The organism is Trichlorobacter ammonificans (assembly GCF_933509905.1).
In the GTDB taxonomy this organism is placed as follows: Bacteria; Desulfobacterota; Desulfuromonadia; order Geobacterales; family Pseudopelobacteraceae; genus Trichlorobacter; species Trichlorobacter ammonificans.
Window position 1 is genome coordinate 1,154,672 of sequence record NZ_OW150024.1, and the last position, 23,515, is coordinate 1,178,186.

Below are 23,515 nucleotides of genomic sequence, written 5' to 3' on the forward strand. Positions count from 1 at the left end.
CGGTCACTGAAACGGGCGCATAGCTCAGCGGGAGAGCACTGCCTTCACACGGCAGGGGTCGTAGGTTCAATCCCTACTGCGCCCACCATGAAAATCAACGGGGGCCGGATCGAAAGATCCGGCCCCCGTTTTTTATCTGGTGAGCAGCGGACACAAAAAAACCCCGCACATCGTACGGGGCTCTTTTACGGCCGACAGTTCGACGGACCGTCTTATTTCTTCTTGGCAGCCTTGGCAGGGGCCTTTGCAGCCTTGGCTTTGAGGTCCTTCAGGTTCTTGCCGGGGGTGAACTTGGTTGACGTCTTGGCGGCAATCTTGATCTCCTTGCCGGTCTGCGGGTTACGGCCGATACGCGCCTTGCGTGCAACCGTGCTGAACGTACCGAAACCAACCAGGGTCAGTTTGTCTCCCGCCTTCAGAGCAGCTTCCGTGGCTGCCATAAAGGCATTCAGTGCCTTCTCCGCCTGAGTCTTGGTAATGCCGGCGCCTTCCGCCATCTTTGCAACCAGATCTGCCTTTTTCATGCGGGTACCCCCTTGGGTGTAGTGGGCCTCAGGACGTCTCCTGGGCTTTGAAATTCGGGCGAATCATACCACGTACTTAGAGTTCTGCAAGTGACAAGTTACATATTTATTCAAAAAAAAATGAGGCTGGACGCAAAAAAGTGTGCCGAGGGTGAATTTGTCGGATTTTTGCTGCGTCGAACATGGCAAGAAAGCTGTTGACACCGGCTGTTACGGGCAGTAACGTGAAGACACGGCGACCGGCGAGTCGCCTCTTTTTATCAAACTGAAGTTTACGGAATCGGAGGTGCGTGTCATGGATATTGCGGTTCTTCCTCTTGCGCCCGAACAGATGAAGGCGCGGGTTGCCGATGAGTCGAAGCTGGGATTCGGCAGGCAGTTCACCGATCGTATGTTCCTTGCGGAATGGAGCGTTGACCGGGGGTGGCACAGTGCCCGGATCAAGCCCTACGAGCCGTTCGTACTGGATCCTGCAGCCTTGGTCTTTCATTATTCCCAGGAGATTTTTGAAGGCCTCAAGGCCTACAAATGGCAGGACAACCGCATCGCCCTGTTCCGGCCGGAAATGAATGCACGGCGTTTCAATCATTCCGCTGCCCGGCTCTGCATGCCGGAGGTTCCGGAAGAGCTTTTTCTCGACGGCATCGACCGGCTGGTCAGTTTGGAACGGGACTGGATACCGACCGCACCGGGCACGTCACTGTACATCCGTCCCACCATGATCGCAGTGGAGCCGGTGCTGGGGGTCAAGCCTTCGGACCACTACTACTTCTACGTGATCATGTCGCCGGTGGGGGCCTATTACGCAGCCGGCTTCAAGCCGGTGAGCATCATGGTGGAGGATCGTTACGTTCGTGCCGTACCCGGCGGTACCGGTGACGCCAAGACCGGCGGTAACTATGCCGCGTCACTGAAGGCCGGCTTGGAAGCGAAGAAAAAGGGCTACGACCAGGTGCTCTGGCTGGACGGCAGGGAGCGGCGTTACATTGAAGAGGTGGGCGCCATGAACATGTTCTTTGCTTACGGCACCCATATTGTCACCGCCCCCCTGACCGGCTCGATTCTTTCCGGCATTACCCGCGAATCGGTTCTGCGACTGGCTCTCGAACTGGGCTGTACGGTTGAGGAGCGGATGATCGATGTTGAACATCTGCTGCAGGATATGAAAAGCGGTGCCGTTACCGAGGCGTTCGGCAGCGGCACGGCGGCGGTAGTCACGCCGGTGGGCAGATTCTGTTACAAGGACGAGTGCCTTACCGTCGGCAATGGCGGGGTAGGCACGATTACCCAACGGCTCTACGATACGTTGACCGGTATTCAGACCGGCACCATTGAGGATCGCTTCGGCTGGATCAGGTTCGTCGAGTAAGGGCCTGGATCTGCGCAGGACTCCGATCCGTGGTTTGCGAGGGAGGTAGCTGCCATGAAAACCCTGACCAGTGTGATGTTCGGGCTGCTGATGCTGGCGATGGTTGCCACAGCCGAAGCAGCCGGTGACTATCGGGGGGACGAACGCTGTCCGCCGCCTGCGGACTGGAGTAACTATTCGGAACCGTACGACCCTCTGGAACATCCGCGGGATTATCCGACCTTCGAAAAGGCGGACCGCCCGGGGTGGTCCTGTTCGTATCAGCGGGAAGACGGTGTGATTGTCCAGTACGGCGATAGTCGTTCGCCGCAACAGCAATGGCTGGACATGTGGGGCGGCGGTAACGGACAGGACAACTAAGGAGCGGATACCGGCCATGTCCGAGAGAAGCAACGCTATTGGTAACACCCTTGCCGAGTTGAGCAGTTCGTTGCTGCAGGGCAAGCGTGAACCACTCCGCCTGGCCATGGTGGCGCTCCTTACCGGTGGTCATCTGCTGATCGAGGATCTGCCCGGTCTGGGTAAGACCACGCTGGCCCTGGCCCTGGCCGGCAGTATCGGTCTGTCCTTGGGGCGGATTCAGTGTACCAGCGACCTCCTGCCGTCCGACATTACCGGTTTGTCGATCTTTCGACGGGACGAAGGACGGTTTGAGTTCCTGGCCGGACCGGTGTTCAACAACATCGTACTGGTGGATGAGATCAACCGGGCCATGCCGCGTACCCAGAGTGCGCTGCTGGAGGCGATGGAGGAACGCCGGGTCACGATAGAAGGGAATACCCATCTGTTGCCGGACCCCTTTCTGGTGATCGCCACCCAGAATCCGGTGGAACAGACCGGCACCTATCCCCTGCCGGAATCGCAGCTGGACCGTTTCCTGCTCTGTACCGGCATCGGGTATCCGCCGGCGGAATTGGAAAAGGCCATCATTGCTGGTGGTGGAGTTCGTGAGCGGCTTGAGGGACTTCCCCGGCTGCTGACCGCCACCGCTCTTGCCGAAGCACGACGCGAAGTGGCTGCCGTTACCCTGTCCGCTACGGTGGTGGCGTACCTGCACACCTGTGTCACCGCCACCCGTCACCATCCCGCCGTACAGATCGGACTTTCGACGCGGGCGGCCATCGGCTTGGCGGCCGCGGCGCGGGCCGCAGCCTACCTGGATGGCCGTGATTTCGTCGCACCGGAGGATGTGCGCGAGATGGCGGCAGCGGTGGGCGCCCACCGGCTGTTTCTGCGTCCGCACTACGATACCCTGGACCGGAGGGGGCTGTTACGTTCCATTATCGATCCGATTCCCCTGCCTTTGGCCTGAAGCTCACCAGATCCGGCGGACTGTTCATCCTGATCACGATCCTGATGGGGTTTGCGGCGGTCAACACCGGTAACAACCTGCTGTTTCTGGTGGTCTCCGGCATGCTGGCCTTCATGTCGGTTACCGGCATTATAGGCATGGCCAACCTGAAAGGTCTCGGGGTTGCCCTGGCGCCCCCCGATGAAGTGCATGCCGGCCGGCCTGCGCTCTTTTCCCTGCAGCTTACCAACAGTAAGAAATGGCTTCCGTCCTTTCTCCTGCAGCTTTCCAGTGGAGCTGCGTCGGTGCAGTGTACCGCGCTTGCTCCCGCTTCCGGTTGCGTACTTCCCCTGACCCTGCAGTTTGAGCAGCGGGGGGTGGCTTCCATCCGTCACCTGCGGGTCAGTTCTCCTTTTCCGGTGAACTTTTTCGTGCGCTCCTGGACGTTGCCGGTACAGTGCGACCTAGTGGTATTCCCCCGTCAGACGCCCTGTTGGAATGTCGCTTCGGGGAACGACGGCCAGAAGCATGCTCCCGCAGGCTCGGTTCAGCGGGGATGGGGCGGTGAAGTTGAGCGTATCCGGGAGTACACCGGTCGGGACCCGTTGCAGTCGATCCACTGGAAATTGTCGGCACGGGAGGATGAGGTCAAGGTTAAAGAGTACGCTGAGTCGTCAGCGGAGTCGTTGTTGATCAATCCGAGCCTTCTGCCCGGAGATGGGGAAGACCGGATTGCAGGTGCCGCATGGCTGGCGGTACAGTGGGGGAGTCGCCGCCCGGTCGGGCTTCTGCTGGCAGGAGAGCTGGTCCCGCCGCAGCAGGGGAGGGGGCAGATACGCAAAATTCTTGCACGACTGGCGGTGTATGGCATCGAGGACGAGTCGGTTAGCGGGGTTCAAGGGCCTTGAGCAGGCAGTCCAACGCCATCTGCTGTGCCGCCGAAATCTGCTCGAACCGGACACCGATGCCCGGTATCAGATGCGAGGTGCCCCACGGCTGCAGCCAGCGCACGGAACCGATGATCGGGGTGCGGTCCTCGAAACCGACGAAGTCGATCCGTACCAGCTGTTCCACATGGTAGTCAGGGTGAGAACTGAACAGAAAACAGCCGCCCGGCGAGACGTTGATGGTCACGGTCCGCTCCGGAGGAACATCGCCGGACATGCTGGGGTAGAGCAGTGCGTTCAGGTTCAGTTCCGTCCGATTCTTCGGACGGACGACCCGGGCGTTGAAGTTGGCGCAGGCAGCGACGAACTGCTCAAAGGTCTGGAAGGTTCCCTGGGTGCCGGTGGCGGTAAGTATTCTGATCGCGTCGGTGGCCGGAGCGATGTTCAGGTAGACGCTGGGCAGGGCCAGCAGCATATCCTCCACCAGCGCCTTATCGCCGGACGATGCCTTGATCTGTACCGGCATATCGATGGCGATGCCGTTCATTGGGGTCGAAGCTGCCAGAACGGGAGCCCCCTTCAGATCGGCAAGTCCCACGCAGGAGGCACCGACCCGTTCCAGCGCCTCACGATAGGTCTGCATGCGGGTTTCACTGCGCGAAATGACGAGTATGACGGGGGGTGCCATCCGGTATCTGCCTGTCCTTGGGGGAGGTGTCGTGCCGTTCTGTGCACCGACGTTGCTGCAACATTACGGACGAGATCTCCGTGCGTCAAGCGCTTTCAGGTGTTTGGCTTGTGCGCAGCAGCCAACTGCCGGGTGCAGCGGAGGCGGGCAGGTGGTAGTAGTGCGCTGCTAATCCGGCCGGGGAGGGAGTTTCATGACTGCTGAACAGATACGACAGCTGTTGTCTGCCGAGCCCTATCCGGAGTCGACGGGCACTGTGACCATGTCTCAGACCCATATTTCCTTTCTGTTCTTCACGGATCGCCATGTCTACAAGATCAAGAAGGGGATCAATCTCGGCTTTCTCGATTTCAGTACTCTTGCAAAGCGCTACTTTTACTGCTGTGAGGAAGTGCGCCTCAACCGGCGGCTTTCCCCGGAAATCTATCTGGGAGTGGTGGCGGTTACCGAGGAGGATGACGGTCGCTTGCGGTTCGAAGGGACGGGGAAGGTGGTGGAATACGCCGTCAAGATGGTCAGGATGCCGGAGGAGCGGATCATGGCCCGCCTGCTGGAACGGGGGGCGGTAACTGTTGAGCAGATTGACCGGCTGGCGCGGCTGGTTGCCGGTTTTCATGCCGAAGCGGCCAGTGACGCGCACATATCCGCCTATGGATCGCCGGAGGTGATCAGGCAGAACTGGCAGGAGAACCTGGAGCAGACCCGTACCTATATAGGTCGCACCATTACGGATCAGGACCACCGTCTGATCGCGGCCCGGGTGATGGCAGGCCTGGAAGCAGGGAGGGAGCTGCTTGAAGAACGGGTGCGGCGGGGGTATGTCCGGGAGTGCGACGGTGACCTGCATAGCGAGAACATCTGCCTGGATGATGTCATTCATATCTTCGACTGCATTGAGTTCAATGAGCGGTTCCGCTGCAGTGATACGGCGGCGGATATCGCGTTCCTGATGATGGATCTGGAAAATCGCGGACGTCGCGACCTGGCGCAACGGTTTCTGGAGCAGTACCGGCAGGAAAGCGGCGACGAGGGATGTCGTCAGGTGCTACCGCTCTACCTGGCCAACCGTGCCTTTATTCGGGGTAAGGTGGAGAGCATCCGGCTGGACGATCCCTTTTTCTCGGCTTCGGAGAAGGAGGAAGCCGCCGGACGGGCGTGTCGTTTCTTTCGGTTGGCCCGTGGCTATCTGCTGCGTCAAGAACTTCCCCTGACCCTGTTCATCACCTCTGCCGTCAGTGGCTGCGGTAAGACCGCCCTGGCCGGGGAGCTGGCCCTGCAGCTGGGAATCGCCCATTGCTCGTCGGATATTGAGCGGAAACGGCTGGCCGGCATCCCGTCAGACCAGTGGGGGGGGGCTATTTACGGTAGCGGCTGGAACCGGGCCACCTATGCCGCGCTCGGCGACGCTGCTGCAGCGGAATTGGCGGCGGGACGGAGCGCGATCGTCGATGCCACGTTCATACGTCGTGCCGACCGTGAACCGTTTGCCGACCTTGCACGACGCTATGGTGCGGCATTCAGGATACTGCAGCTTACCTGTCCCGATCAGGTGGCCCGCAACCGGATTGAAGCACGCCGCGCCGCGGGCGGCAGCACCTCGGACGCCACGGTTACGGTGTACGAGCAGCAGCGGGCGCTGCTGGAACCGCCGCGATCCGATGAAGGAATCATCGTGCCCCTGGATGCGGACGAGACACCTACTGCGATGGTGGATCGGGTGCTTGAAGAGATCGGCCTTCTCGAAAAAATGCAGATGCCTGAATTTTTTTGCATACAGACGGAAAAGAGTGTGCTAGGGTGAAACATCTTTTAAAGCTTACATCCCCGGTAACTTTGGAAGTTGCCGGGGATTATGGTTTCTACACACCCGCGACATCGCAGGTGCATTACCCAAGAAGGTGAAGAAGGAGAAGTACGGTATGACAACAGGTAGGGTCAAGTGGTTCAACGACAGCAAGGGGTTTGGTTTTCTGGAGCAGGAGAATGGCGAGGACGTGTTCGTTCATTTTTCCGCCATCAACGGTAACGGCTTCAAGTCCCTTGCTGAGGGGGATACGGTGCAGTTCGAGATCGTCAAAGGCCCCAAAGGGCTGCAGGCGGCCAACGTAACGCGCGTCTAAATGTTCACCGCGCCCTGAGGTGCGGGAGTACACATAAAAAGCCCCGGCATTCCGCCGGGGCTTTTTGCGTGCTGGCGCACCGACTGCTATTTCTCGGTGCTTTTACGGGCAGTGATGATCTCGACGAAGCGGGCCAGCAACTCGGGATTGAAGGCGCCGGGCATTTCGGTCCGCATGACTTCAAGAGCCCGCTCATGGCTGACCGCCTTGCGGTGAATCCGGTCGGCGGTCAGGGCGCTGTAGACATCACAGATAGCCATGACCTGGGCGGTGCGGGGGATGGCATCGCCCTTGAGGGCGGACGGATAGCCGTCGCCGTCGAAGCGCTCATGGTGGTGCCGGACCGCCAGGAGAGAAATTTCGCTGAAACCGCCGATCTCCTTCAGGCATTCGTAGCCGCGCTGGGCGTGCTGCTTGATCTTGTAGTACTCGACATCGCTCAGGGCATCCGGCTTCTCCAGAATGCTGTTGGAGATGAAAACCATCCCCAGATCGTGCAGCAGGCCACCAATCCCAACGTCGGTCAGTTCGTCCGGGGTCAGACCGTATACCTCATCGTGCACCAGCAGGGAGAGGGCGGCAACCTGCAGGGAATGAACGAATATGTAGTAGTTGTGATCCGCCACGGAATGCAGGGCGTTTAATGACGTCGGATCGGAGCAGAGATAGTGCAGCAGGTATTTGACCAGGTTGCGGCAACGGTCCAGCTTGGCAGCCTCTTCCGGGTTCTCGAAAACGTCAATCACGTAATTGACGGTAGTCTGGTACAGAATCTGGCCTTTGGTGCGGACATCCATATCGTGGCGGTTCAGGATTTCACTCAGACCTGTTTCCAGAAAGCGGGTAACCTCCTCCATGTCGCCGGTCCTGACATAGAGGAATTCAACGAAATTCTGCTCCAGCCGCATCCGATCCATATCGGTAAATTTGCGGTCATGGGGTTTGTACAGTACATAGTTGCCACTGCTCTTGGTATACAGGGAGACATCCGGAAATGTCTGGGGGTTGATGCTGGCAATGCTGATGGGGCGGCAGTAGTGGTCGCGCATGCATGAGTCTTTCATGACAATGATAATTATATAAAATATGAATAATACGCCGGAGTGCCTTTGTTCGCAACTTTTTCCGGCAAAGCGCCCTGGGGGAGCCCTGAGCACGCCGCCTTGACAGGGGGAACCTCCCTCTCTACTCTACTGATGCCGTATTCAGCATGGTACCGTTTGATTTTCAGGAGTCAGACCTATGAACAAGCAGATTTACGTTATCGGTCACCGCAATCCCGACACCGATTCCATCGCTTCGGCCATCGCCTATGCGGCCCTCAAGCAGCGCCAGGGGCAGCGCGGCGTTCGTGCCGCCATGGCCGGTCGTCCCAATCCCCAGACCAGCTACATACTGAACCGTCTGGGGCTCGAGCCGCCGCTTTACCTGGCCGACGTGCGCCCCAAGGTGCGGGACGTCCTGGGGCGCGGACCGGTGACGGCCGACAGTAATCAAACCCTGAAGGAAGCACTGGAACTGTTCCATCGGCACGGCATCCGGGTCCTGCCGGTGCTGGACGAGCAGCGCCGGCCGGTGGGGATCGTTTCGCTGCTCAAGCTGTCCGAAAAGTACTTGGTGGCAGGCAGCAGTCGCAAACGGGGGGTGGATACCTCGCTCGCGGCTCTTGCTGCAACACTGGAAGCAACGTTCCTGGCCGGTGTCCCGGTCGGAGAGATTGAACATCTCCACCTGTTCATCGGCGCCATGATCGAGGAATCGTTCTCCGGTAAAATTGTCGGCTATGATCCGGCAACACTGTTGATCATGACCGGCGACCGTCCCTCCATCCAGCAGGCTGCCATCGAACGGGGGGTGCGAATTCTGGTAGTCACCGGCGGGTTCGGTGTCAGTGACGACCTGCTGGCCAGGGCGTGGAGTGCCGGAGTCACGGTGCTGTCCACCCCCTTTGACACTGCCACCGCTGCCGGTTTGTGCCGTCTCTCCTCGCCGCTGTCCTGTTTCGCGGAGCCGAAGTTTGAAAGCATTGGTGTGGCTGAGCCGCTGGAACACCTGCGCCTGAAGCTGCTTCATTCCGGCGAGCCGGCGGTGGTGGCGCTGGAAGAAGACGGTACCCTGGCAGGGGTGGCCACCAAATCCTCCCTGCTGCGGCAGATTCCCTACGCCCTCATTCTGGTGGACCACAATGAGCTGGGACAGGCGGTGCCCGGCGCCGAGGCGGTGGAAATCCTGGAAGTGATCGACCATCACAAGCTGGGCAATCCCCCCACCAGCCAGCCGATCACCTTCATGGCCGCCCCGGTAGGCAGTACCTGCACTGTAGTAGCCACCCTCTATCGCGAGCGGGGCATAGAGCCGGAACCGGCCATTGCCGCCCTGCTGCTGGCCGGCATCATGACTGACACCGTGATCCTCAAATCCCCCACCACCACGGCCCGTGACCACGAGATCGTTGCCTGGCTGGAGCCACTGGCCGGGCTCGACCATGTCACCTTTGGTCGGGACATCTTCGCCTCCTGCAGCGGCTTTTCCGCCCATGGTTCCCTGGAGGAGGCGGTACGGGCCGACTTCAAGCAGTTTAGCGCCGGTGATGTTCTCTTCGGTATCGGTCAGGTGGAGGTGGTGGGATTCGATGAGTTTTTCGAACTGAAGGACGCTCTGCGGGAAACCCTGCGCAAGGTCAAGCAGGAGGATAAGTTGGAGCTGGCCGGGTTGATGATCACCGATATTTACAGCGAAACCACTCTGCTCCTGGCCGAAGGGATGAACCAGTTGGCTCACCTGATGGGCTATCCCCAGCATGAGCCGCACCTGTATGAGCTGAAAGGGGTCATGTCCCGCAAAAAGCAGATGGTGCCCCACCTGCTCAAGGTGCTGGGGGCGCTTTGAGTGAATCAGTATTTTCTTGATGCAGGTCAAACGAGGTTGCGGAGCCTGATGCTATTAGTATGACATTTCTGTAGGGGGGAGATGTTCATGTCTGTCGGCAGCCCGGCCAGAATTGTTGCGCTCCTGCTCCTTGCCCTCTACCTGATGGCGCCGGGAAGCGTGATCGTCCATATCCTGGAGGAAGGTACCCTGCTGGGCCATGCCGAGGAGCCGATCCACCTTGAACTGCCGGCATCACCCTCTAACCCGACGCAGAGCGGTTCGCTTCCCTGCAGCCTCTGCGAGCAGGGAGAGAAGGTGCTGCCCGGCTCCGTCCCTCTCCTCGTTCACCCTCCATCTGTCAGTTCCTATGCCGCTCCCGCTGAGAGATCAGCATCGATGCGGCCCGGCGACCCGCCGTTCATCCCTCCCGAAGGCAACGTGTGACAGCACTCCCTGTATCACGCAGTCCATCACACGCAGTTCACTTTGCCGATAAGGAGAACCATCATGAAACAACAGGTACGAACTCTTATGGCGGCGGCCCTGCTGACCGCAGGCACCGCCCTGACGGCTCCGTCCGTCTTTGCCCACTGTGACACCCTCGACGGTCCGGTAATTCAGGACGCCCGCATCGCGCTGGAGAAGGGGGACGTTACCCCGGTGCTGAAGTGGGTGCGCAAGCAGGATGAAAAACAGGTGACCAGCGGTTTCAAAAAGGCCCTGGCCGTGGGAAAGCTCGATGCTGCGCGGCGGCAGAAAGAAGAGCGCCACTTTTTTGAACTGCTGGTAAAGGTACACCGTGCCTCGGAAGGCGCTCCCTACACCGGTGTGAAGCCGGCCGGATCCGTTGATCCGGCCATTGCCGCAGCGGACCGGGCCTTGGTCAGCGGCGATGATGCAGAGCTGGTCAGGATCGTGACCGAGGTGGTCAAAAAGGGGCTGCACGAACGCTTCGGCAAGGCAGCCGCCAGCCGCGCTACGGCCGACACCTCGGTGGAGGCCGGCCGACGCTACGTGCGCGACTACGTGGTCTTTACCCACTACGTCGAGGCGCTGACCAGCGGAGGCGGCACAGACCACGGCCACGACGCCCACCCGAAAACGGAACGGCACGAGAAACACGGGAAATCGAAGCATACACACGATCACTAACCGGGTACGACACACGGGCGGGGTTTCCCCCGCCCGTGTTGATGAAATGTCGCTACCCGCACTATCTCTGCTTAGCGCTCCCGGCCTACTTCAACGCCCTGATTTTCTCCAGACTCTCCTCCAGCACGGCTTTCTTGGCAGTGACCTCAGCCAGCTTGGCCTTTTCCTTGGCCACGATATCCGCCGGTGCCCGGTCCACGAAGCTGGGGTTTTCGAGTTTTTTGGAGAACAGCTCGATCTCTTTGTCCAGCTTGCCGATTTCCTTCTGGAGGCGTTTTTCCTCCTCCGCCACATCCACCAGCCCCTTGAGCGGCACGTAGACCTGGAACTTTCCGGCCGGCTGTACTGCGGCATCCTCCGGCTTGGGCAGGTTGCTGCCGACGGTCAGATCGGACACCCGGGCCAGGGCGCGGATCTGGTCGGCTGCCCCCCTGGCCAGCTCTTCGGCACTGCGTACCGACGCGGAGAGCAGCACGCCGATCTCCCGCGAGGGCGGCACTTCCATTTCTCCCCGGATGGTGCGGATGGCGGAGATCACCTCCATGATCTGCTCCATACGGGCCGCTTCGGGCTCAAACTGCCAGTCGTTGCGGAACCGGGGGTAGGGGGCCAGCATGATGGTGTCGGACCAGGCACCGCCGGAGCCGCGCAGGGCGCAATGCGTCCCCTTGGGCAGGGCTTGCCAGATCTCCTCGGTGATGAACGGCATGATGGGGTGCAGGAGCCGCAGCAGGTGTTCCAGCACGGTCCAGAGCACGTGCTGAACCGTGCCCCGGCGTTCGCTGCCGCCATGCAGGTCCCGCTTGGCCAGCTCCAGGTACCAGTCGCAGAACTCGCTCCAGGTGAACTGGTAGAGAGTCATGGCTGCCTCGTTGAAGCGATACTCCTCTAGGGCACGGTTGGTCTCGCGGACGGTTTCGTTCAGGCGGTGCAGGATCCATTTGTCCGCGTCGGAGAGCCGCTGCGGCTCCAATGCTCCGGTGTCGGGATCGTACCCCTCCAGGTTCATCAGGGTGAAGCGGGCCGCGTTCCAGACCTTGTTGCAGAAGTTGCGGTAGCCGGAAATCCGCTCTTCCGCCAGCTTGATGTCCCGTCCCTGGGCCGCGAAGGCGGCCAGCGTGAAGCGGAAGGCGTCGGTGCCGTACTGGTCGATCACGGTGAGGGGGTCGATGACGTTCCCCTTGGACTTGGACATCTTCTGACCCTGGGCATCCCGCACCAGGGCATGGATGTAGACGTCCCTGAACGGCACCTGATCCATGAAGTGCAGCCCCATCATCATCATGCGGGCCACCCAGAAGAAGAGGATGTCGAAGCCGGTCACCAGGCAGGCGGTGGGATAGAAGGTGGCCAACTCCGGCGTTTTTTTCGGCCAGCCCATGGTGGAGAAGGGCCACAGCGCCGAGGAGAACCAGGTGTCCAGCACGTCGGTTTCCTGGCGGATCTCGTCGCTGTTGCAGTGACTGCAGTGGGTGGGGTCCTCCATGGCCACGGTCACCGTGCCGCAGTGGTCGCAGAACCAGGCGGGAATACGGTGACCCCACCAGATCTGGCGGGAGATGCACCAGTCGCGGATGTTCTCCATCCAGTCGTAGTAGGTGTTTTCCCACTGCTTGGGCAGGATACGGGTATGGCCGTCCTTCACCGCCGCCAGGGCACGCTCGGCCAGGGGGCCGACCTTCACATACCATTGCAGCGACAGGTACGGCTCCACCACGGTCTTGCAGCGGTAGCAGCCCCCCACGGACAGGCCGTGGTCGTCGATCTTCTCCAGCAGCCCGGCGGCCTCCAGGTCTTCCACGATCTTCTTGCGGGCGGCAAAACGCTCCATCCCTTCGTACTGGTGGCCGGCGGCGTTGATCACGCCGGACTCGTCCATGACGTTGATCTTGTCCAGACCGTGCCGCGCCCCCACTTCAAAGTCGTTGAAGTCGTGGGCCGGGGTGATCTTGACCACGCCGGTGCCGAACTCGCGGTCCACGTAGTCGTCGGCAACCACCGGGATTTCGCGGTTCACCAGCGGCAGCAGCACCTTGGCGCCATGCAGGTCAGCGTAGCGCTCGTCCTCGGGATGCACCGCCACCGCCGTATCCCCCAGCATGGTTTCCGGGCGGGTGGTGGCCACGGTGACGAAACGGTCCGGCTGCCCCACCACCGGGTAACGGATATGCCAGAGATACCCCTTCTTCTCTTCGTGCTCCACCTCGATATCGGAGAGAGCGGTGTGGCAACGGGGGCACCAGTTGATCAAGCGGTTGTCGCGGTAGATCAAGCCGTCCTCAAACAGCTTCACAAAGACGGTGCGCACCGCTTTGGACAGCCCCTCGTCCATGGTGAAGCGTTCGCGTCCCCAGTCGCAGGAGGCGCCCAGGCGCTTCAACTGGCCGATGATCTGGCCGCCGGATTCCGCTTTCCACTGCCAGACCCGCTCGATAAACGCTTCGCGTCCTAGGTCGTGACGGTCCGTACCTTCAGCAACAAGCTGACGCTCCACCACGTTCTGGGTGGCGATACCGGCATGGTCGGTGCCGGGCATCCAGAGTACGTTGTGCCCCTGCATCCGCTTCCAGCGGCAGAGGATATCCTGGAGGGTGTTGTTGAGGGCATGGCCCATGTGCAGGGCGCCGGTGACGTTGGGGGGGGGGATGACGATACTGTAGGCCGGCTTCTCCGACTGGCCGGCGGCGCTGAAACAGCCCTTGTTCAGCCACTCCCGGTAGCGGCGTTGCTCTACATCGTGGGGTTCGTACCCTTTGGCGAGTTCTCTGGTTTCCATTGTGTTCCATCCTGTCCGTGGCGCAGGTAGTCAGCAACAAAGATCGAACACTATATCCCGGTATCCACTCCGGGTCAAGATGCGCTTCCCCGGCCGTTTGACTGCGATTGACATTGACATTCCGCTTGATAAGGTACAGATAGTGCAGTAGGAAATTAAGATGTAAATAGTCCTCTATTGGGGCCGGCCGGCGACGGGCCACCCGTTCGTTGTATGAGGGTGCAATGACCATGATCGCGCAGTACATTCTTTACACCCTGCTGGGGTGCAGTCTCTACTGGCTGATCCGGCGCCCCTGGGCCGTCGATCGGGACGGGGTAGGGGGGAGTGGTGCCGGCCTGTTTCCGCTGCTCCTCGTGGTGGTACTGCTGGGCGGTCTGGCCGGTTCCCTGTGGAACCGTTCCGTTGTCGACCGTTTCATGCGGGAAGAGCTGCTGCGCCACGCTGCCGGCGTTGCCGGCACCATTGCTCCCGAACGTATCCAGTCCCTGGCCTTTTCCACCGCCGATCGCACCCATCCCGAATTCCGGCAACTGGCGCAGCAGATGAGCGCCTACGTCCGTCTCCTGCGCTGCCGCAGCATCTACAGCATGGTTCAGCGGAACAACGTCATACTGTTCGGACCGGAGAGCCTGAGTCCCGACGACCCGCTGGCATCGGCGCCGGGAACCGTGTATCGACAGCCTCCCGCCGAACTGCTCGAGGTCTTTGCCACCGGCGAAGCCCGCACCATCGGTCCCTTCAGGGATGAATACGGGAGCTTCGTCAGTGCCTTTGCGGCGCTGCCGGACCGCCGTACCGGCCGACCCGTGCTGGTGGTGGGGATCGACATCGTTTCCGACGACTGGCAGCGTGAACTGTTGGAAGCCGCCCGCGGACCGCTGATCTATGCCCAGTTACTGGCGCTGCTGCTCCTGCTCGGCCGCTACCTCCTGGTCCGCCGGGACCGGCTGCCCCCGGCACGCCGTCATCAGTTGCGCCACCTCGAACTGCTGCTGACGGCCTGCCTCACCATCAGCGCCACTCTCTTCACGTCCCTGCTGGCGCACCAGTTCGAAGTCCGTTTCCTGCGACAACTGTTCCAGCGTTTTGCCTACGGTCAGGCGCTTGCCGTAGAGGACACGCTACGGCTGGTACGGGAGCAGGTGGCCGGCCTGGCACGCCTGATGGAGGCGAGCGACGAGGTGACCAGCCGGGAGTTCGCCAGCTATACCCGGCCGCTTCTGAACAGTACCGCCATCGGCTATTTCGCCTGGGCGCCCCGCGACAGGAATGGTCGCGACCCGCAGCGCGTTTTGGTACACTATCTGGAGTCGCAGACAATCGACCGCAGAGCGCCAGCCGGCAACCTGGCCCGGCTGGCGCCGTACCGGGCCGCCCTGGAGACTGCCGCCCGAACCGGGCTCTGCGTGGCTACTGACCCCATTGCAACTGAAAGCCTGGAGCGCGGCCAGCCTGAAGTGGCGGTGGTTATGCCGGTCTTCGCACGGACCCAGGTGCACTCCCACCGGATCGAGGGGTTCATTCTGGCCTCTCTCACGCCGCAAACCGTGCTGGCCGTGACGCTGCACCGCTCTCTGCTGGGGCAGTTGCCGCTTCATGCTACGTTCTATCAGCTCGATCAGTTCAACGAGCCGTTGCTGCTGGCCGCGCAGCCGCACCCGGAGTCTGCCGGGGTACCGCTGACGCCGGAGCCGATTCCCGGAAGGGCATTGACGGCCCGCTATCCCCTGTTTATCTACGGTCAGGCATACGCCGTGGTCATGGAGCCCTCCCAGGTGTTTCGTGATGCCTATCCGGCCCGTGCCGGTCTGCTGGTGGGAGGGATCGGCCTGCTGATCACCCTGGGGCTCTGTTTGCTCATCAACCTGGTGATACGGCGGCGGAGCTACCTTGAAGAGCAGGTCCGGCAGCGCACCGCGCAGCTGGCCGAATTTGCCGGACGACTGGAGCTGAAGAACGTGGAACTGGACGACGCCCTGCTGCGGGCTGAAGCTGCCAGCCGCGCCAAGAGCAGCTTCCTGGCCACCATGAGCCACGAAATCCGCACGCCGATGAACGGGGTGATCGGCATGACCGGCCTGCTGCTGGACAGCAGCCTCACCACCGAGCAGCGCCGGTATGCCGAGGTCGTGCGTACCAGCAGCGAATCCCTGCTGGCCATCATCAACGATATCCTGGATTTTTCCAAGATCGAGGCCGGCTGCATGAGTCTTGAGCTGGTGCCGTTCAGCCTCCGGACCCTGGTGGAGGAGACCGTCCAGCTGCTGGCGGTGCGTGCGTGGGAAAAGGGGCTGAACCTGGTCTGTACGGTGGCGCCGGAGGTGCCGGAGCTGCTGGAGGGGGACCCGGGCAGGCTGCGGCAGGTCCTGCTCAATCTGGGAGGGAACGCCGTCAAGTTCACCAAAACGGGAGAAATCCGGATCAGCGTCTCCGCACCGGAGGAGCGGGAGGGGCTGGTCAGGCTCCACGTTCGGGTGGAAGATACCGGCATCGGCATTCCGCCGGAGGTTGTTTCCCGGCTCTTTACCCCCTTTACCCAGGCGGACAACTCCACCACCCGCACCTATGGCGGTACCGGACTGGGACTGGCCATCTGCCGGCAACTGGTGGAGTTGATGGGGGGGGAGATTGGAGCGGAAAGCCAGCCGGAGCGGGGCTCCACCTTTTGGTTCACCCTGTGGCTGGCGCGGGCAGCGGAGGCGGACTGTCGCGACGGCCGGGAAAACGGGGCGGCCGGTCTTTCCGACAATGTACCGGACGCCGCCGCCGATCCCCGCTTGGCCGCGTTCCGGCAGCAGTTCCGTATCCTGGTGGCGGAGGACAATCAGGTCAACCAGCAGGTGGCCCTGTCAATCCTGCGGCGGCTCGGCTACCGGGCCGACACGGTGGGCAACGGCTACGAGGCCCTGGAGGCGTTGCGCACCGTCAGTTACGACCTGGTGCTGATGGATTTCCACATGCCGCTGCTGGATGGCGTCGAAACCACCCTGCGGCTGCGCCGTCCCGAGTCCGGTGTGCTCAACCCGGACCTGCCGGTCATCGCCATGACCGCCAGTGTTCTGCAGGAAGATCGCGAACGCTGCCTGGGGGTCGGCATGAACGACTACCTGCCCAAGCCGGTTCGCCCCCGGGATCTCGAAGAGGTGTTGGCAAAATGGCTTCACGGACCGGACGGAGCATCCCGGCGGTCCGTGAAGCCGTCGGCTGAAGAGGTTGCGGCGGCGACGTCTTCCGCTGTTCCGGCCATTTCCGATGCTGCTGCCGGCAACGACGGTGCCGTGGCGTTCAACTGCGAGGAATTTCTGGAGCGGATGGGGGGAGAACCGTCGTTCCTGCCGCCCCTGGTGGAGGTGTTCCTCACCACGGTGCCGCAGCAGGTGCAGGAGTTGGAACAGCTTCTGGCTGCGGGAGAGCACGCTACTGCCCACCGGGTTGCCCACACTATCCGGGGAGCGGCCGGCAACATGGGGGCGGAACTGCTCCAGCAGGTCGCCGCACAGATGGAACGGGCGGGCAAGAATGGCGATTTCGAGCGGATGAAGCGGCTGCTGCCGTCACTGCGGCAGCAGCTCGAACGTACGGTACAGGCGATGCAGGAGGTGGTGGAGCGGGCGGAAATCGGGCCCGCCTGATCAGGGGGCGGCCGACGGGGCCAGATGGTGCTCCACCACCCAGGCGGCAAAGGGAAAACTGCAGGTAAAGGCCGGGGACACGGCATTGAGAATATGGATGCTGCTGCCATCCCCCTCCACCGTGAAGTCCATGACCAGCTCCTTGGTTTCCGTATTCAGGAGTTGCGCCCTGATGCCGGGCCTGCTCCACTGGTTGAACCCGGCAGGGTCGATCTCCTTCACCATCTTCGTTGCCAGGCCGGTGAAATAGCTCCGGTCGTACTTCTTCAGCTCCCCCAGGGCCAGGGAGCGGAAGCCGAAACTGTCCGCCAGGAACAGCCGCGACTCCCAGCCGATGATCTCCAGCAGCTCCCCCAGGCTGAAATGCTCCAGCCCTGTATAGTTCTGCCGCCAGAAGGCCGGAATGGCCGTGGGGCCGATCTTGACCGTGCCGTCCACGGTCACGGTGTAATGTACCCCTAAAAACGGGTTCTGCAGGTTGGGCACCGGGTAGATGTTGGTGCGCACCGGTTTGTCCTGCCCGGTGTACTTGAGGTAGATCCCCTTGAACGGGATGATGGTGTACTGCTGCGAAAAACCGTACTCACGGGCGATCCGGTCGGCGTAGAGACCGGCGGCGTTGATGGTCATGCCGGCTTCGATCACCCTGCCGCCGCTGGTGACCACGGCCCGGTCCCCCTGGCGCCGCAGGTACCCCTGGTTGAACAGGAAACGGACCCCGGCAGCTTCCAGGTCCTCCTTCAGGGCGTGGCAGACCTGCACCGGGTCAACGGTGGCGGTGGTCGGTGAGTACAGCGCAATCTGCGTGGTCCGGGCATTGGGATCGATCTCCGCCAGTTCCTGTTCGTCGATGATCCGCACCTCCACGCCGTTTCGCTCCCCCCGGCGCTGCAGCTCCCTGATCCCCTCGATCTCGTGTTCATCGGAGGCAACCACCACCTTGTGACATTCGTTGATGGCCAGCCCCCGCGCTTTGACGTACTCCTTCACCAGCCGGTTGCCGTCCCGGGTGAAGCGGGCCTTCAGCGAATCGGCGGTGTAGTAGAACCCGGCGTGCAGCACCCCGCTGTTGCGGCCGCTGCCGTGGAAGGCCACGTCCGGCTCCTTCTCGATTATCAGGATATCTGCGGCGGGAAAACGGGACTTCAGCTCGCGGGCCAGGGCCAGGCCGATGATACCGGCCCCGATGATCAGGTAATCGGCGCGCAGGGTGGGCGTCACAGCCGTACCGGATGTTGGCGGGAGAGGGTGAGGAAATTGTTCAGCAGTTCCATCCCCCCCTCGGTCAGGATCGATTCCGGGTGGAACTGCACCCCCCAGACCGGCAGATGCTTGTGACGCATCCCCATGATCTCGCCGTTCTCCACCCAGGCGGTCACCTCCAGGCAGTCCGGCAAGCTGGAGCGCTCCACCACCAGGGAGTGGTAGCGGGTGGCGTTGAACGGGTTGGGCAGCCCGGAGAACAACTCCTTGCCGTCGTGGTGGATCGGCGAGGTTTTGCCGTGCATGAGCGACACGCTGCGCACCACCTTCCCGCCGAAGGCGCTACCTATGGACTGATGCCCCAGGCAGACCCCCAGCAGCGGAATCTTTCCGGCATACTCGCGGATGGCGGCCACGGAGATACCGGCCTCCTCCGGCGAGCAGGGACCGGGGGAGACCACGATCCGCTCGGGTTTGAGGGCTGCGATATCGGCAACGCCGATCTCGTCGTTGCGCACCACTTTCACCTCTTCGCCCAACTGGGCCAGGTACTGGACGATGTTGTAGGTAAAGGAGTCGTAATTATCGATCATGAGCAGCATAACAATACCTATGTGTGTGATCTCAGTATGTGATGTTTGTTGGGCTTCAAGAGTCTAGCCGCACTGGCACCCGCTTTTTCCAGCAGTGTGCTGCAGCCGGAAACAGAATATAGCCTTGTTTGTACGACAAACTCAACTAAAGCCGACAAAGGACTACCCGGAATCAGTCTTGGCATCTGGATATTTATGTTTCTGTTTCGGCGGATTCTCATGCCGGAGTGTACAAACAGAGAGAATGGACGTCCTGAAGTGACGGAGAACCGGACAGCCGGGCGGGGCGGGAAAGTCGGCGATTTTCCGGAGGAAGAGCATGTTACATGCTGTCCGTCAGTTCCTTCTGTCGGCCCGCGGGCTGCTTGGCGCCGGTCAGGCGCTCGATGAACTGCGATATCCGCTGCTGGTCTTCCTTAAGGATGTCGATGAAACGGTGGCCGCATTGGAATTTTTCATTATCCTGGGAGCGCTTCTGCCAGATCAGTTCGGCCACGGCGTTGACCGGCGGGTTGCCGTCCTGCAGGTCCACCACCACCAGCGAGAGGCTGGTGGGTTCCTGGGTCATGTCGAACCGGATGCCGCCGACGCTGATGTTCAACTCGGTTTCCAGCATTTTCAGGCGGGGCGGGTTGGGCTGGCGCAGATCGGCGGAAATCCGCCGCCACTCCTTGCGGAACGCCTCCAGAGACGATTTCTGCGAGACGTGCAGCAGCGGCAGGGTGGTGTCGGCCCGGGGTGACTGACGGCGCTGGTAGACGGAAAGGTCACCCACGGGCTTGAGCACGATGGAGTCCGGAGTGGGCGGCTCCTGCAGCTCCGCCCGCAACTGGATGCCCATCCCCAGGGACTCGGTGGTCAGTTTGAACTGCATGCCGTGCCGAAAGGCCGTGGTGTCGCCGGAGAAGAGACGATAGGGGGTCTTCAGGGTCAGTCGGTCGTCAAGGCAGGAAAGCACCTGCCCGGTGAACGAATTGTAGACCTCCTGGTCCCGTTCGTCGGATATGTTGATCAGAAAGACCTTCTGGCCTCGTCCGAAATACTTGTCGTAATGCATCAGCAGCTCCGGCGCTGACTCAGTGCTAGGCCCGCGTGAGTTTGCGGTAGGTTATCCGGTGGGGACGGTCAGCATCCGTTCCCAGGCGTTTGCGGCGGTCTTCCTCGTACTCCGAGTAGTTCCCTTCGAACCAGACTACCTTCGAGTCCCCCTCGAAGGCAAGGATGTGGGTGGCGATCCGGTCCAGGAACCAGCGGTCGTGGGAGATGACCACGGCGCAGCCGCCGAAGTTTTCCAGTCCCTCTTCCAAGGCCCGCATGGTATTCACGTCCAGGTCGTTGGTCGGTTCGTCCAGGAGCAGCACGTTGGCGCCGCTTTTCAGCACCTTGGCCAGATGCACCCGGTTGCGCTCGCCGCCGGAGAGCATTCCCACCTTCTTCTGCTGGTCACCGCCGGTGAAGTTGAAACGGGCCACGTAGTTGCGGGCGTTGACGGTCTGCTTGCCCAGCTGGATCATTTCCTGGCCATCACTGATCTCCTCCCAGAGCAGGCGCTCGGGATTGAGGGCGTCGCGACTCTGATCCACGTAAGCGATCTGTACGGTCTCTCCCACCCTGATGGTGCCGCTGTCCGGTTGCTCCGCGCCGGTGATCATCCGGAAAAGGGTGGTCTTGCCGGCGCCGTTGGGACCGATGACGCCGACAATGCCGCCGCGGGGCAGCTTGAAGGTCATCCCCTCGAAGAGCAGGCGGTCGCCGAACCCTTTGGCCACGCTGTCCGCCTCGATGACGATATCCCCCAGCCGGGGGCCGGCCGGAATGTACAGTTCAAGGTCCTTGGCCCGCTTTTCACCTTCCTGGGAGGCCAGCTCCTCGTAGGCGCTGATCCGGGCCTGGGATTTGGTGTGGCGTCCCTTGGGGGACATCCGGATCCACTCCAGTTCCCGCTGCAGGGTCTTGCGGCGGTCGCTTTCCTGTTTTTCCTCCACGGCCAGGCGGTCCTGCTTCTGTTCGAGCCAGGAGGAGTAGTTCCCTTTCCAGGGAATCCCTTCGCCCCGGTCCAGTTCCAGAATCCAGCCGGCCACGTTGTCCAGGAAGTAGCGGTCGTGGGTGACGGCGATGACGGTGCCGGCATAGTTGTGCAGGTGTTTTTCCAGCCAGGCCACGGTTTCGGCGTCCAGGTGGTTGGTCGGTTCGTCCAGAAGCAGGATGTCCGGTTTCTGCAGCAGCAGGCGGCAGAGAGCCACCCGTCGCTTTTCGCCGCCGGAGAGTACCTTGACCGGGGTGTCGCCGTCGGGGCAGCGCAGGGCGTCCATGGCCAGTTCCAGGCGGGAGTCCAGGTCCCAGGCATCCAGGTGATCCAGCTTTTCCTGCAGCACCGCCTGGCGGTCGCACAGCTTCTCGAAGTCGGCGTCCGGCTCGGAAAACTTGTCGGTGATGCCGTTGAATTCGGTCAGCAGGTCGACGATCTCCTGCACTCCCTGTTCCACCACCTGGCGGACCGTAAGGGTTTCGTCCAGCTTCGGTTCCTGCTCCAGGTAACCGACGGTATAACCGGGGGAGAGGACCGCCTGGCCGTTAAATTCAGTGTCCACGCCGGCCATGATCCTGAGCAGGGTGGATTTACCGGAGCCGTTCAGGCCCAGCACGCCGATCTTGGCGCCGTAGAAGTAGGAAAGGGAAATGTCTTTGATGACCGGTTTCTTGTCGTAGAATTTTGACACCCGCATCATGCTGTAAATGACTTTTTTGTCGTCAACGCTCATTCGTGCAATGCCTCCTGAAAATGAAGTGTTTTATATGGCATGGTCCGGCAGTGCTGTCAATCACTTAGCAGCGCTGCTACGGGTCATCTGTGGGATACCGTTCAAGACCCGCTGCCGGGAGCCCGGAACTGTGGTATACAACGTACGCAGGAACCGGTCACTGTCGGCGCTGTCCGCAGCGCGACCGACCGGGCGATGGCCATCGAGGAGGAGTCACGCTATGAAAACAACACTGCTCGGACTGATTCTGGCTGCGCTTATGGCATCCCTGCCGCTTTTGTCCGTGGGCACGGCCCAGGCCCTGGACTGTGGCGGCCCCGGCACGCAGCAGACCGCGGCAGCCTACCGCAGCAGCAGCGGCGAACGACTGGACGCCTGCTTCGACCGGGCGGCAGAGCGGGTAACCCTGCGGATGCCGGATGGTCGTACCGTTACCCTGCCGCTGGCCCCGTCGGCCTCGGGCGCCCGTTACGGCAGCGGGCAGGAGGTGTTCTGGGAGCACCAGGGGACCGGTCGCTACTTTAGCGGCGAAACATTGCTTTTTGAAGGGACGGTCGTTGATACCGCCGACGGCTACCGGAACGGGGTGGTGGTCAAGGAGCTGGTCAGGACCGGGGTCACTGCCGATGGCCGGAAGATCGCCTATCCGGTGACCGAAAAGCCGGAGGTGACGGCGCTGCTGGTGGAGTTGCCGCCGGGGAGCGAGACCGGCTGGCACAAACATCCGGTGCCGGTCCACGCCTATCTGCTGGGCGGCAGCCTGAAGGTGGAACTGGCCGGGGGCAGGACGGTGCAGTACAAGGCGGGCGAGGTCATTATCGAGGTGGTGAACACGCTGCATAACGGGCGTACCGTCGGTATCGAGCCGGCCCGCCTGATTGTGTTCTACCTGGGGGTGCAGGGAACGCCCGCGGTGGTTCGGGTGCCATGATGACAGCAGGGGATGGATATATGGCCGGATGTGAAAACGGGCTGGTACGTTCGCTCGAAGTCAGGCTGCCGGACTGGGTGGCGGAGCTGCTGAGCGGAGCGGAGCGCTATCCCGATGACGCAGCCCGGATGGGGCTGGCGGTGGCGCTGGCCGACCGCAACGTCACGGAAGGGGGCGGCCCCTTTGGCGCGGCGATCTTCGACCATACCAGCGGCCGGCCGGTCGGGGTCGGCATGAACCTGGTGCTGCCGGCCGGCAATTCGACGCTCCATGCCGAAATGGTGGCGATCATGGCGGCCGAGGCGGCCGTCGGCAGCCACACCCTGGCGCAGGCAGGGCGGTACGAGCTGTTCACCTCCTGCGCTCCCTGCGCCATGTGCCTGGGGGGGATACTCTGGAGCGGCGTGGAACGGCTGGTCTGCGCCGCCGACGCGGAGGATGCCCGCCGGATCGGTTTCGATGAGGGACCGGTTTTCGAAGAGTCGTACCGCTACCTGGAGGAGCGTGGGATCGAGGTAGTGCGGGGATTCATGCGTGAGGCGGGCAGGGCGGTGCTGGAGCGCTATGCAGCCTTGGGGGGGCGGATTTACAACGGACGCTGAGCCCTCATCTGTCGCTCTTTGGGGCGTCGGCGCTCTTTTTCAGCTGATGACGCCACCGGTTATGCTATACAACGGGAACCCCGTGCGCCTGCGGCTGGCCGCATATCCCGT

20 protein-coding genes and 1 tRNA gene are annotated in these 23,515 nt (G+C 61.8%); 13 read left to right on the plus strand and 8 right to left on the minus strand.

What is annotated here, in order from left to right; translation table 11 throughout:
- Positions 1 to 13: 13 nt before the first annotated feature.
- A tRNA-Val gene (locus tag RAK07_RS05220) sits at positions 14 to 88 on the plus strand.
- A 124-nt stretch (positions 89 to 212) separates the two neighbouring features.
- On the opposite strand, the gene RAK07_RS05225 is transcribed toward RAK07_RS05220, so the two are convergent.
- Positions 213 to 524 carry an HU family DNA-binding protein gene (locus RAK07_RS05225; protein ID WP_305731786.1) on the minus strand — a complete coding sequence of 104 codons (312 nt, stop codon included), beginning with the start codon at positions 522 to 524 and terminating at the stop codon, positions 213 to 215.
- Between the two features lie 295 nt (positions 525 to 819).
- Between RAK07_RS05225 and RAK07_RS05230 the strand changes: the two genes are divergently transcribed.
- The 4 genes from RAK07_RS05230 to RAK07_RS05245 are packed head-to-tail and all read left to right on the plus strand — an operon-like array spanning position 820 to position 4,092.
- A complete protein-coding gene (locus tag RAK07_RS05230; RefSeq protein WP_305731787.1) occupies positions 820 to 1,893 on the plus strand; it encodes a branched-chain amino acid aminotransferase in 1,074 nt (357 codons plus the stop codon).
- A gap of 54 nt (positions 1,894 to 1,947) precedes the next feature.
- A complete protein-coding gene (locus RAK07_RS05235; RefSeq protein ID WP_305731788.1) occupies positions 1,948 to 2,253 on the plus strand; it encodes a hypothetical protein in 306 nt (101 codons plus the stop codon).
- 16 nt (positions 2,254 to 2,269) lie between these two features.
- Entirely contained in the window at positions 2,270 to 3,205 is a 936-nt protein-coding gene (locus RAK07_RS05240; protein WP_305731789.1) for an AAA family ATPase, read from the plus strand.
- Positions 3,206 to 3,249: 44 nt separating this feature from the next.
- On the plus strand, positions 3,250 to 4,092 hold the full coding sequence (locus tag RAK07_RS05245; RefSeq protein WP_305731790.1) for a DUF58 domain-containing protein: 843 nt from the start codon (positions 3,250 to 3,252) through the stop codon (positions 4,090 to 4,092).
- Here the strand turns inward: RAK07_RS05245 and RAK07_RS05250 are convergent.
- Positions 4,070 to 4,759, minus strand: coding sequence for a PilZ domain-containing protein (locus RAK07_RS05250; protein ID WP_305731791.1), 690 nt, complete (start codon positions 4,757 to 4,759; stop codon positions 4,070 to 4,072). The genes RAK07_RS05245 and RAK07_RS05250 overlap by 23 nt on opposite strands.
- 193 nt (positions 4,760 to 4,952) lie before the next feature.
- Between RAK07_RS05250 and RAK07_RS05255 the strand changes: the two genes are divergently transcribed.
- The gene (locus RAK07_RS05255; RefSeq protein WP_305731792.1) at positions 4,953 to 6,560 is read left to right on the plus strand and encodes a bifunctional aminoglycoside phosphotransferase/ATP-binding protein; all 1,608 of its coding nucleotides are present in this window, start codon (positions 4,953 to 4,955) and stop codon (positions 6,558 to 6,560) included.
- Positions 6,561 to 6,678: 118 nt separating this feature from the next.
- The gene (locus RAK07_RS05260; RefSeq protein ID WP_305731793.1) at positions 6,679 to 6,879 is read left to right on the plus strand and encodes a cold-shock protein; all 201 of its coding nucleotides are present in this window, start codon (positions 6,679 to 6,681) and stop codon (positions 6,877 to 6,879) included.
- 86 nt (positions 6,880 to 6,965) lie between these two features.
- On the opposite strand, the gene RAK07_RS05265 is transcribed toward RAK07_RS05260, so the two are convergent.
- Positions 6,966 to 7,928: an HD-GYP domain-containing protein gene (locus tag RAK07_RS05265; RefSeq protein WP_305731794.1), complete on the minus strand. Its 963-nt coding sequence runs from the start codon at positions 7,926 to 7,928 to the stop codon at positions 6,966 to 6,968.
- A gap of 193 nt (positions 7,929 to 8,121) precedes the next feature.
- Here RAK07_RS05265 and RAK07_RS05270 point away from each other — a divergent pair, with 193 nt between their 5' ends.
- From RAK07_RS05270 to RAK07_RS05280, 3 genes are all read left to right on the plus strand, one after another.
- Positions 8,122 to 9,768, plus strand: a complete 1,647-nt coding sequence (locus tag RAK07_RS05270; RefSeq protein ID WP_305731795.1) for a putative manganese-dependent inorganic diphosphatase — start codon at positions 8,122 to 8,124, stop codon at positions 9,766 to 9,768.
- An 87-nt stretch (positions 9,769 to 9,855) separates the two neighbouring features.
- Complete coding sequence (locus RAK07_RS05275; protein WP_305731796.1) at positions 9,856 to 10,194, plus strand: hypothetical protein; 339 nt, start codon at positions 9,856 to 9,858, stop codon at positions 10,192 to 10,194.
- A gap of 63 nt (positions 10,195 to 10,257) precedes the next feature.
- A complete protein-coding gene (locus RAK07_RS05280; protein ID WP_305731797.1) occupies positions 10,258 to 10,902 on the plus strand; it encodes a DUF6448 family protein in 645 nt (214 codons plus the stop codon).
- Positions 10,903 to 10,987: 85 nt separating this feature from the next.
- On the opposite strand, the gene RAK07_RS05285 is transcribed toward RAK07_RS05280, so the two are convergent.
- Positions 10,988 to 13,678, minus strand: coding sequence for a valine--tRNA ligase (locus RAK07_RS05285; protein ID WP_305731798.1), 2,691 nt, complete (start codon positions 13,676 to 13,678; stop codon positions 10,988 to 10,990).
- Positions 13,679 to 13,908: 230 nt separating this feature from the next.
- On the opposite strand from RAK07_RS05285, the gene RAK07_RS05290 reads away from it, so the two are divergent.
- Complete coding sequence (locus RAK07_RS05290; protein ID WP_305731799.1) at positions 13,909 to 17,313, plus strand: ATP-binding protein; 3,405 nt, start codon at positions 13,909 to 13,911, stop codon at positions 17,311 to 17,313.
- On the opposite strand, the gene lhgD is transcribed toward RAK07_RS05290, so the two are convergent.
- The 4 genes from lhgD to ettA form a co-directional block, all read right to left on the minus strand.
- On the minus strand, positions 17,314 to 18,534 hold the full coding sequence (gene lhgD, locus RAK07_RS05295) for an L-2-hydroxyglutarate dehydrogenase (protein WP_305731800.1): 1,221 nt from the start codon (positions 18,532 to 18,534) through the stop codon (positions 17,314 to 17,316).
- Positions 18,531 to 19,118, minus strand: a complete 588-nt coding sequence (locus RAK07_RS05300) for an anthranilate synthase component II (RefSeq protein ID WP_305731801.1) — start codon at positions 19,116 to 19,118, stop codon at positions 18,531 to 18,533. The genes lhgD and RAK07_RS05300 overlap by 4 nt, the downstream gene beginning before the upstream one ends.
- A gap of 313 nt (positions 19,119 to 19,431) precedes the next feature.
- Positions 19,432 to 20,166: a PilZ domain-containing protein gene (locus tag RAK07_RS05305; protein ID WP_305731802.1), complete on the minus strand. Its 735-nt coding sequence runs from the start codon at positions 20,164 to 20,166 to the stop codon at positions 19,432 to 19,434.
- A gap of 25 nt (positions 20,167 to 20,191) precedes the next feature.
- Positions 20,192 to 21,871, minus strand: coding sequence for an energy-dependent translational throttle protein EttA (ettA, locus tag RAK07_RS05310; protein ID WP_305731803.1), 1,680 nt, complete (start codon positions 21,869 to 21,871; stop codon positions 20,192 to 20,194).
- Positions 21,872 to 22,091: 220 nt separating this feature from the next.
- Between ettA and RAK07_RS05315 the strand changes: the two genes are divergently transcribed.
- A complete protein-coding gene (locus tag RAK07_RS05315; RefSeq protein ID WP_305731804.1) occupies positions 22,092 to 22,802 on the plus strand; it encodes a cupin domain-containing protein in 711 nt (236 codons plus the stop codon).
- Between the two features lie 20 nt (positions 22,803 to 22,822).
- Positions 22,823 to 23,404, plus strand: a complete 582-nt coding sequence (locus tag RAK07_RS05320; protein ID WP_305731805.1) for a nucleoside deaminase — start codon at positions 22,823 to 22,825, stop codon at positions 23,402 to 23,404.
- Positions 23,405 to 23,515: the final 111 nt, after the last annotated feature.

Bases quoted from the DNA above. Each gene is read 5' to 3' on its own strand.
- RAK07_RS05225 (WP_305731786.1), bottom strand. From the start codon at position 524: ATGAAAAAGGCAGATCTGGTTGCAAAGATGGCGGAAGGCGCCGGCATT.
- RAK07_RS05230 (WP_305731787.1), top strand. From the start codon at position 820: ATGGATATTGCGGTTCTTCCTCTTGCGCCCGAACAGATGAAGGCGCGG.
- RAK07_RS05235 (WP_305731788.1), top strand. From the start codon at position 1,948: ATGAAAACCCTGACCAGTGTGATGTTCGGGCTGCTGATGCTGGCGATG.
- RAK07_RS05240 (WP_305731789.1), top strand. From the start codon at position 2,270: ATGTCCGAGAGAAGCAACGCTATTGGTAACACCCTTGCCGAGTTGAGC.
- RAK07_RS05245 (WP_305731790.1), top strand. From the start codon at position 3,250: ATGGGGTTTGCGGCGGTCAACACCGGTAACAACCTGCTGTTTCTGGTG.
- RAK07_RS05250 (WP_305731791.1), bottom strand. From the start codon at position 4,759: ATGGCACCCCCCGTCATACTCGTCATTTCGCGCAGTGAAACCCGCATG.
- RAK07_RS05255 (WP_305731792.1), top strand. From the start codon at position 4,953: ATGACTGCTGAACAGATACGACAGCTGTTGTCTGCCGAGCCCTATCCG.
- RAK07_RS05260 (WP_305731793.1), top strand. From the start codon at position 6,679: ATGACAACAGGTAGGGTCAAGTGGTTCAACGACAGCAAGGGGTTTGGT.
- RAK07_RS05265 (WP_305731794.1), bottom strand. From the start codon at position 7,928: ATGCGCGACCACTACTGCCGCCCCATCAGCATTGCCAGCATCAACCCC.
- RAK07_RS05270 (WP_305731795.1), top strand. From the start codon at position 8,122: ATGAACAAGCAGATTTACGTTATCGGTCACCGCAATCCCGACACCGAT.
- RAK07_RS05275 (WP_305731796.1), top strand. From the start codon at position 9,856: ATGTCTGTCGGCAGCCCGGCCAGAATTGTTGCGCTCCTGCTCCTTGCC.
- RAK07_RS05280 (WP_305731797.1), top strand. From the start codon at position 10,258: ATGAAACAACAGGTACGAACTCTTATGGCGGCGGCCCTGCTGACCGCA.
- RAK07_RS05285 (WP_305731798.1), bottom strand. From the start codon at position 13,678: ATGGAAACCAGAGAACTCGCCAAAGGGTACGAACCCCACGATGTAGAG.
- RAK07_RS05290 (WP_305731799.1), top strand. From the start codon at position 13,909: ATGATCGCGCAGTACATTCTTTACACCCTGCTGGGGTGCAGTCTCTAC.
- RAK07_RS05300 (WP_305731801.1), bottom strand. From the start codon at position 19,118: ATGCTGCTCATGATCGATAATTACGACTCCTTTACCTACAACATCGTC.
- RAK07_RS05305 (WP_305731802.1), bottom strand. From the start codon at position 20,166: ATGCATTACGACAAGTATTTCGGACGAGGCCAGAAGGTCTTTCTGATC.
- ettA (WP_305731803.1), bottom strand. From the start codon at position 21,871: ATGAGCGTTGACGACAAAAAAGTCATTTACAGCATGATGCGGGTGTCA.
- RAK07_RS05315 (WP_305731804.1), top strand. From the start codon at position 22,092: ATGAAAACAACACTGCTCGGACTGATTCTGGCTGCGCTTATGGCATCC.
- RAK07_RS05320 (WP_305731805.1), top strand. From the start codon at position 22,823: ATGGCCGGATGTGAAAACGGGCTGGTACGTTCGCTCGAAGTCAGGCTG.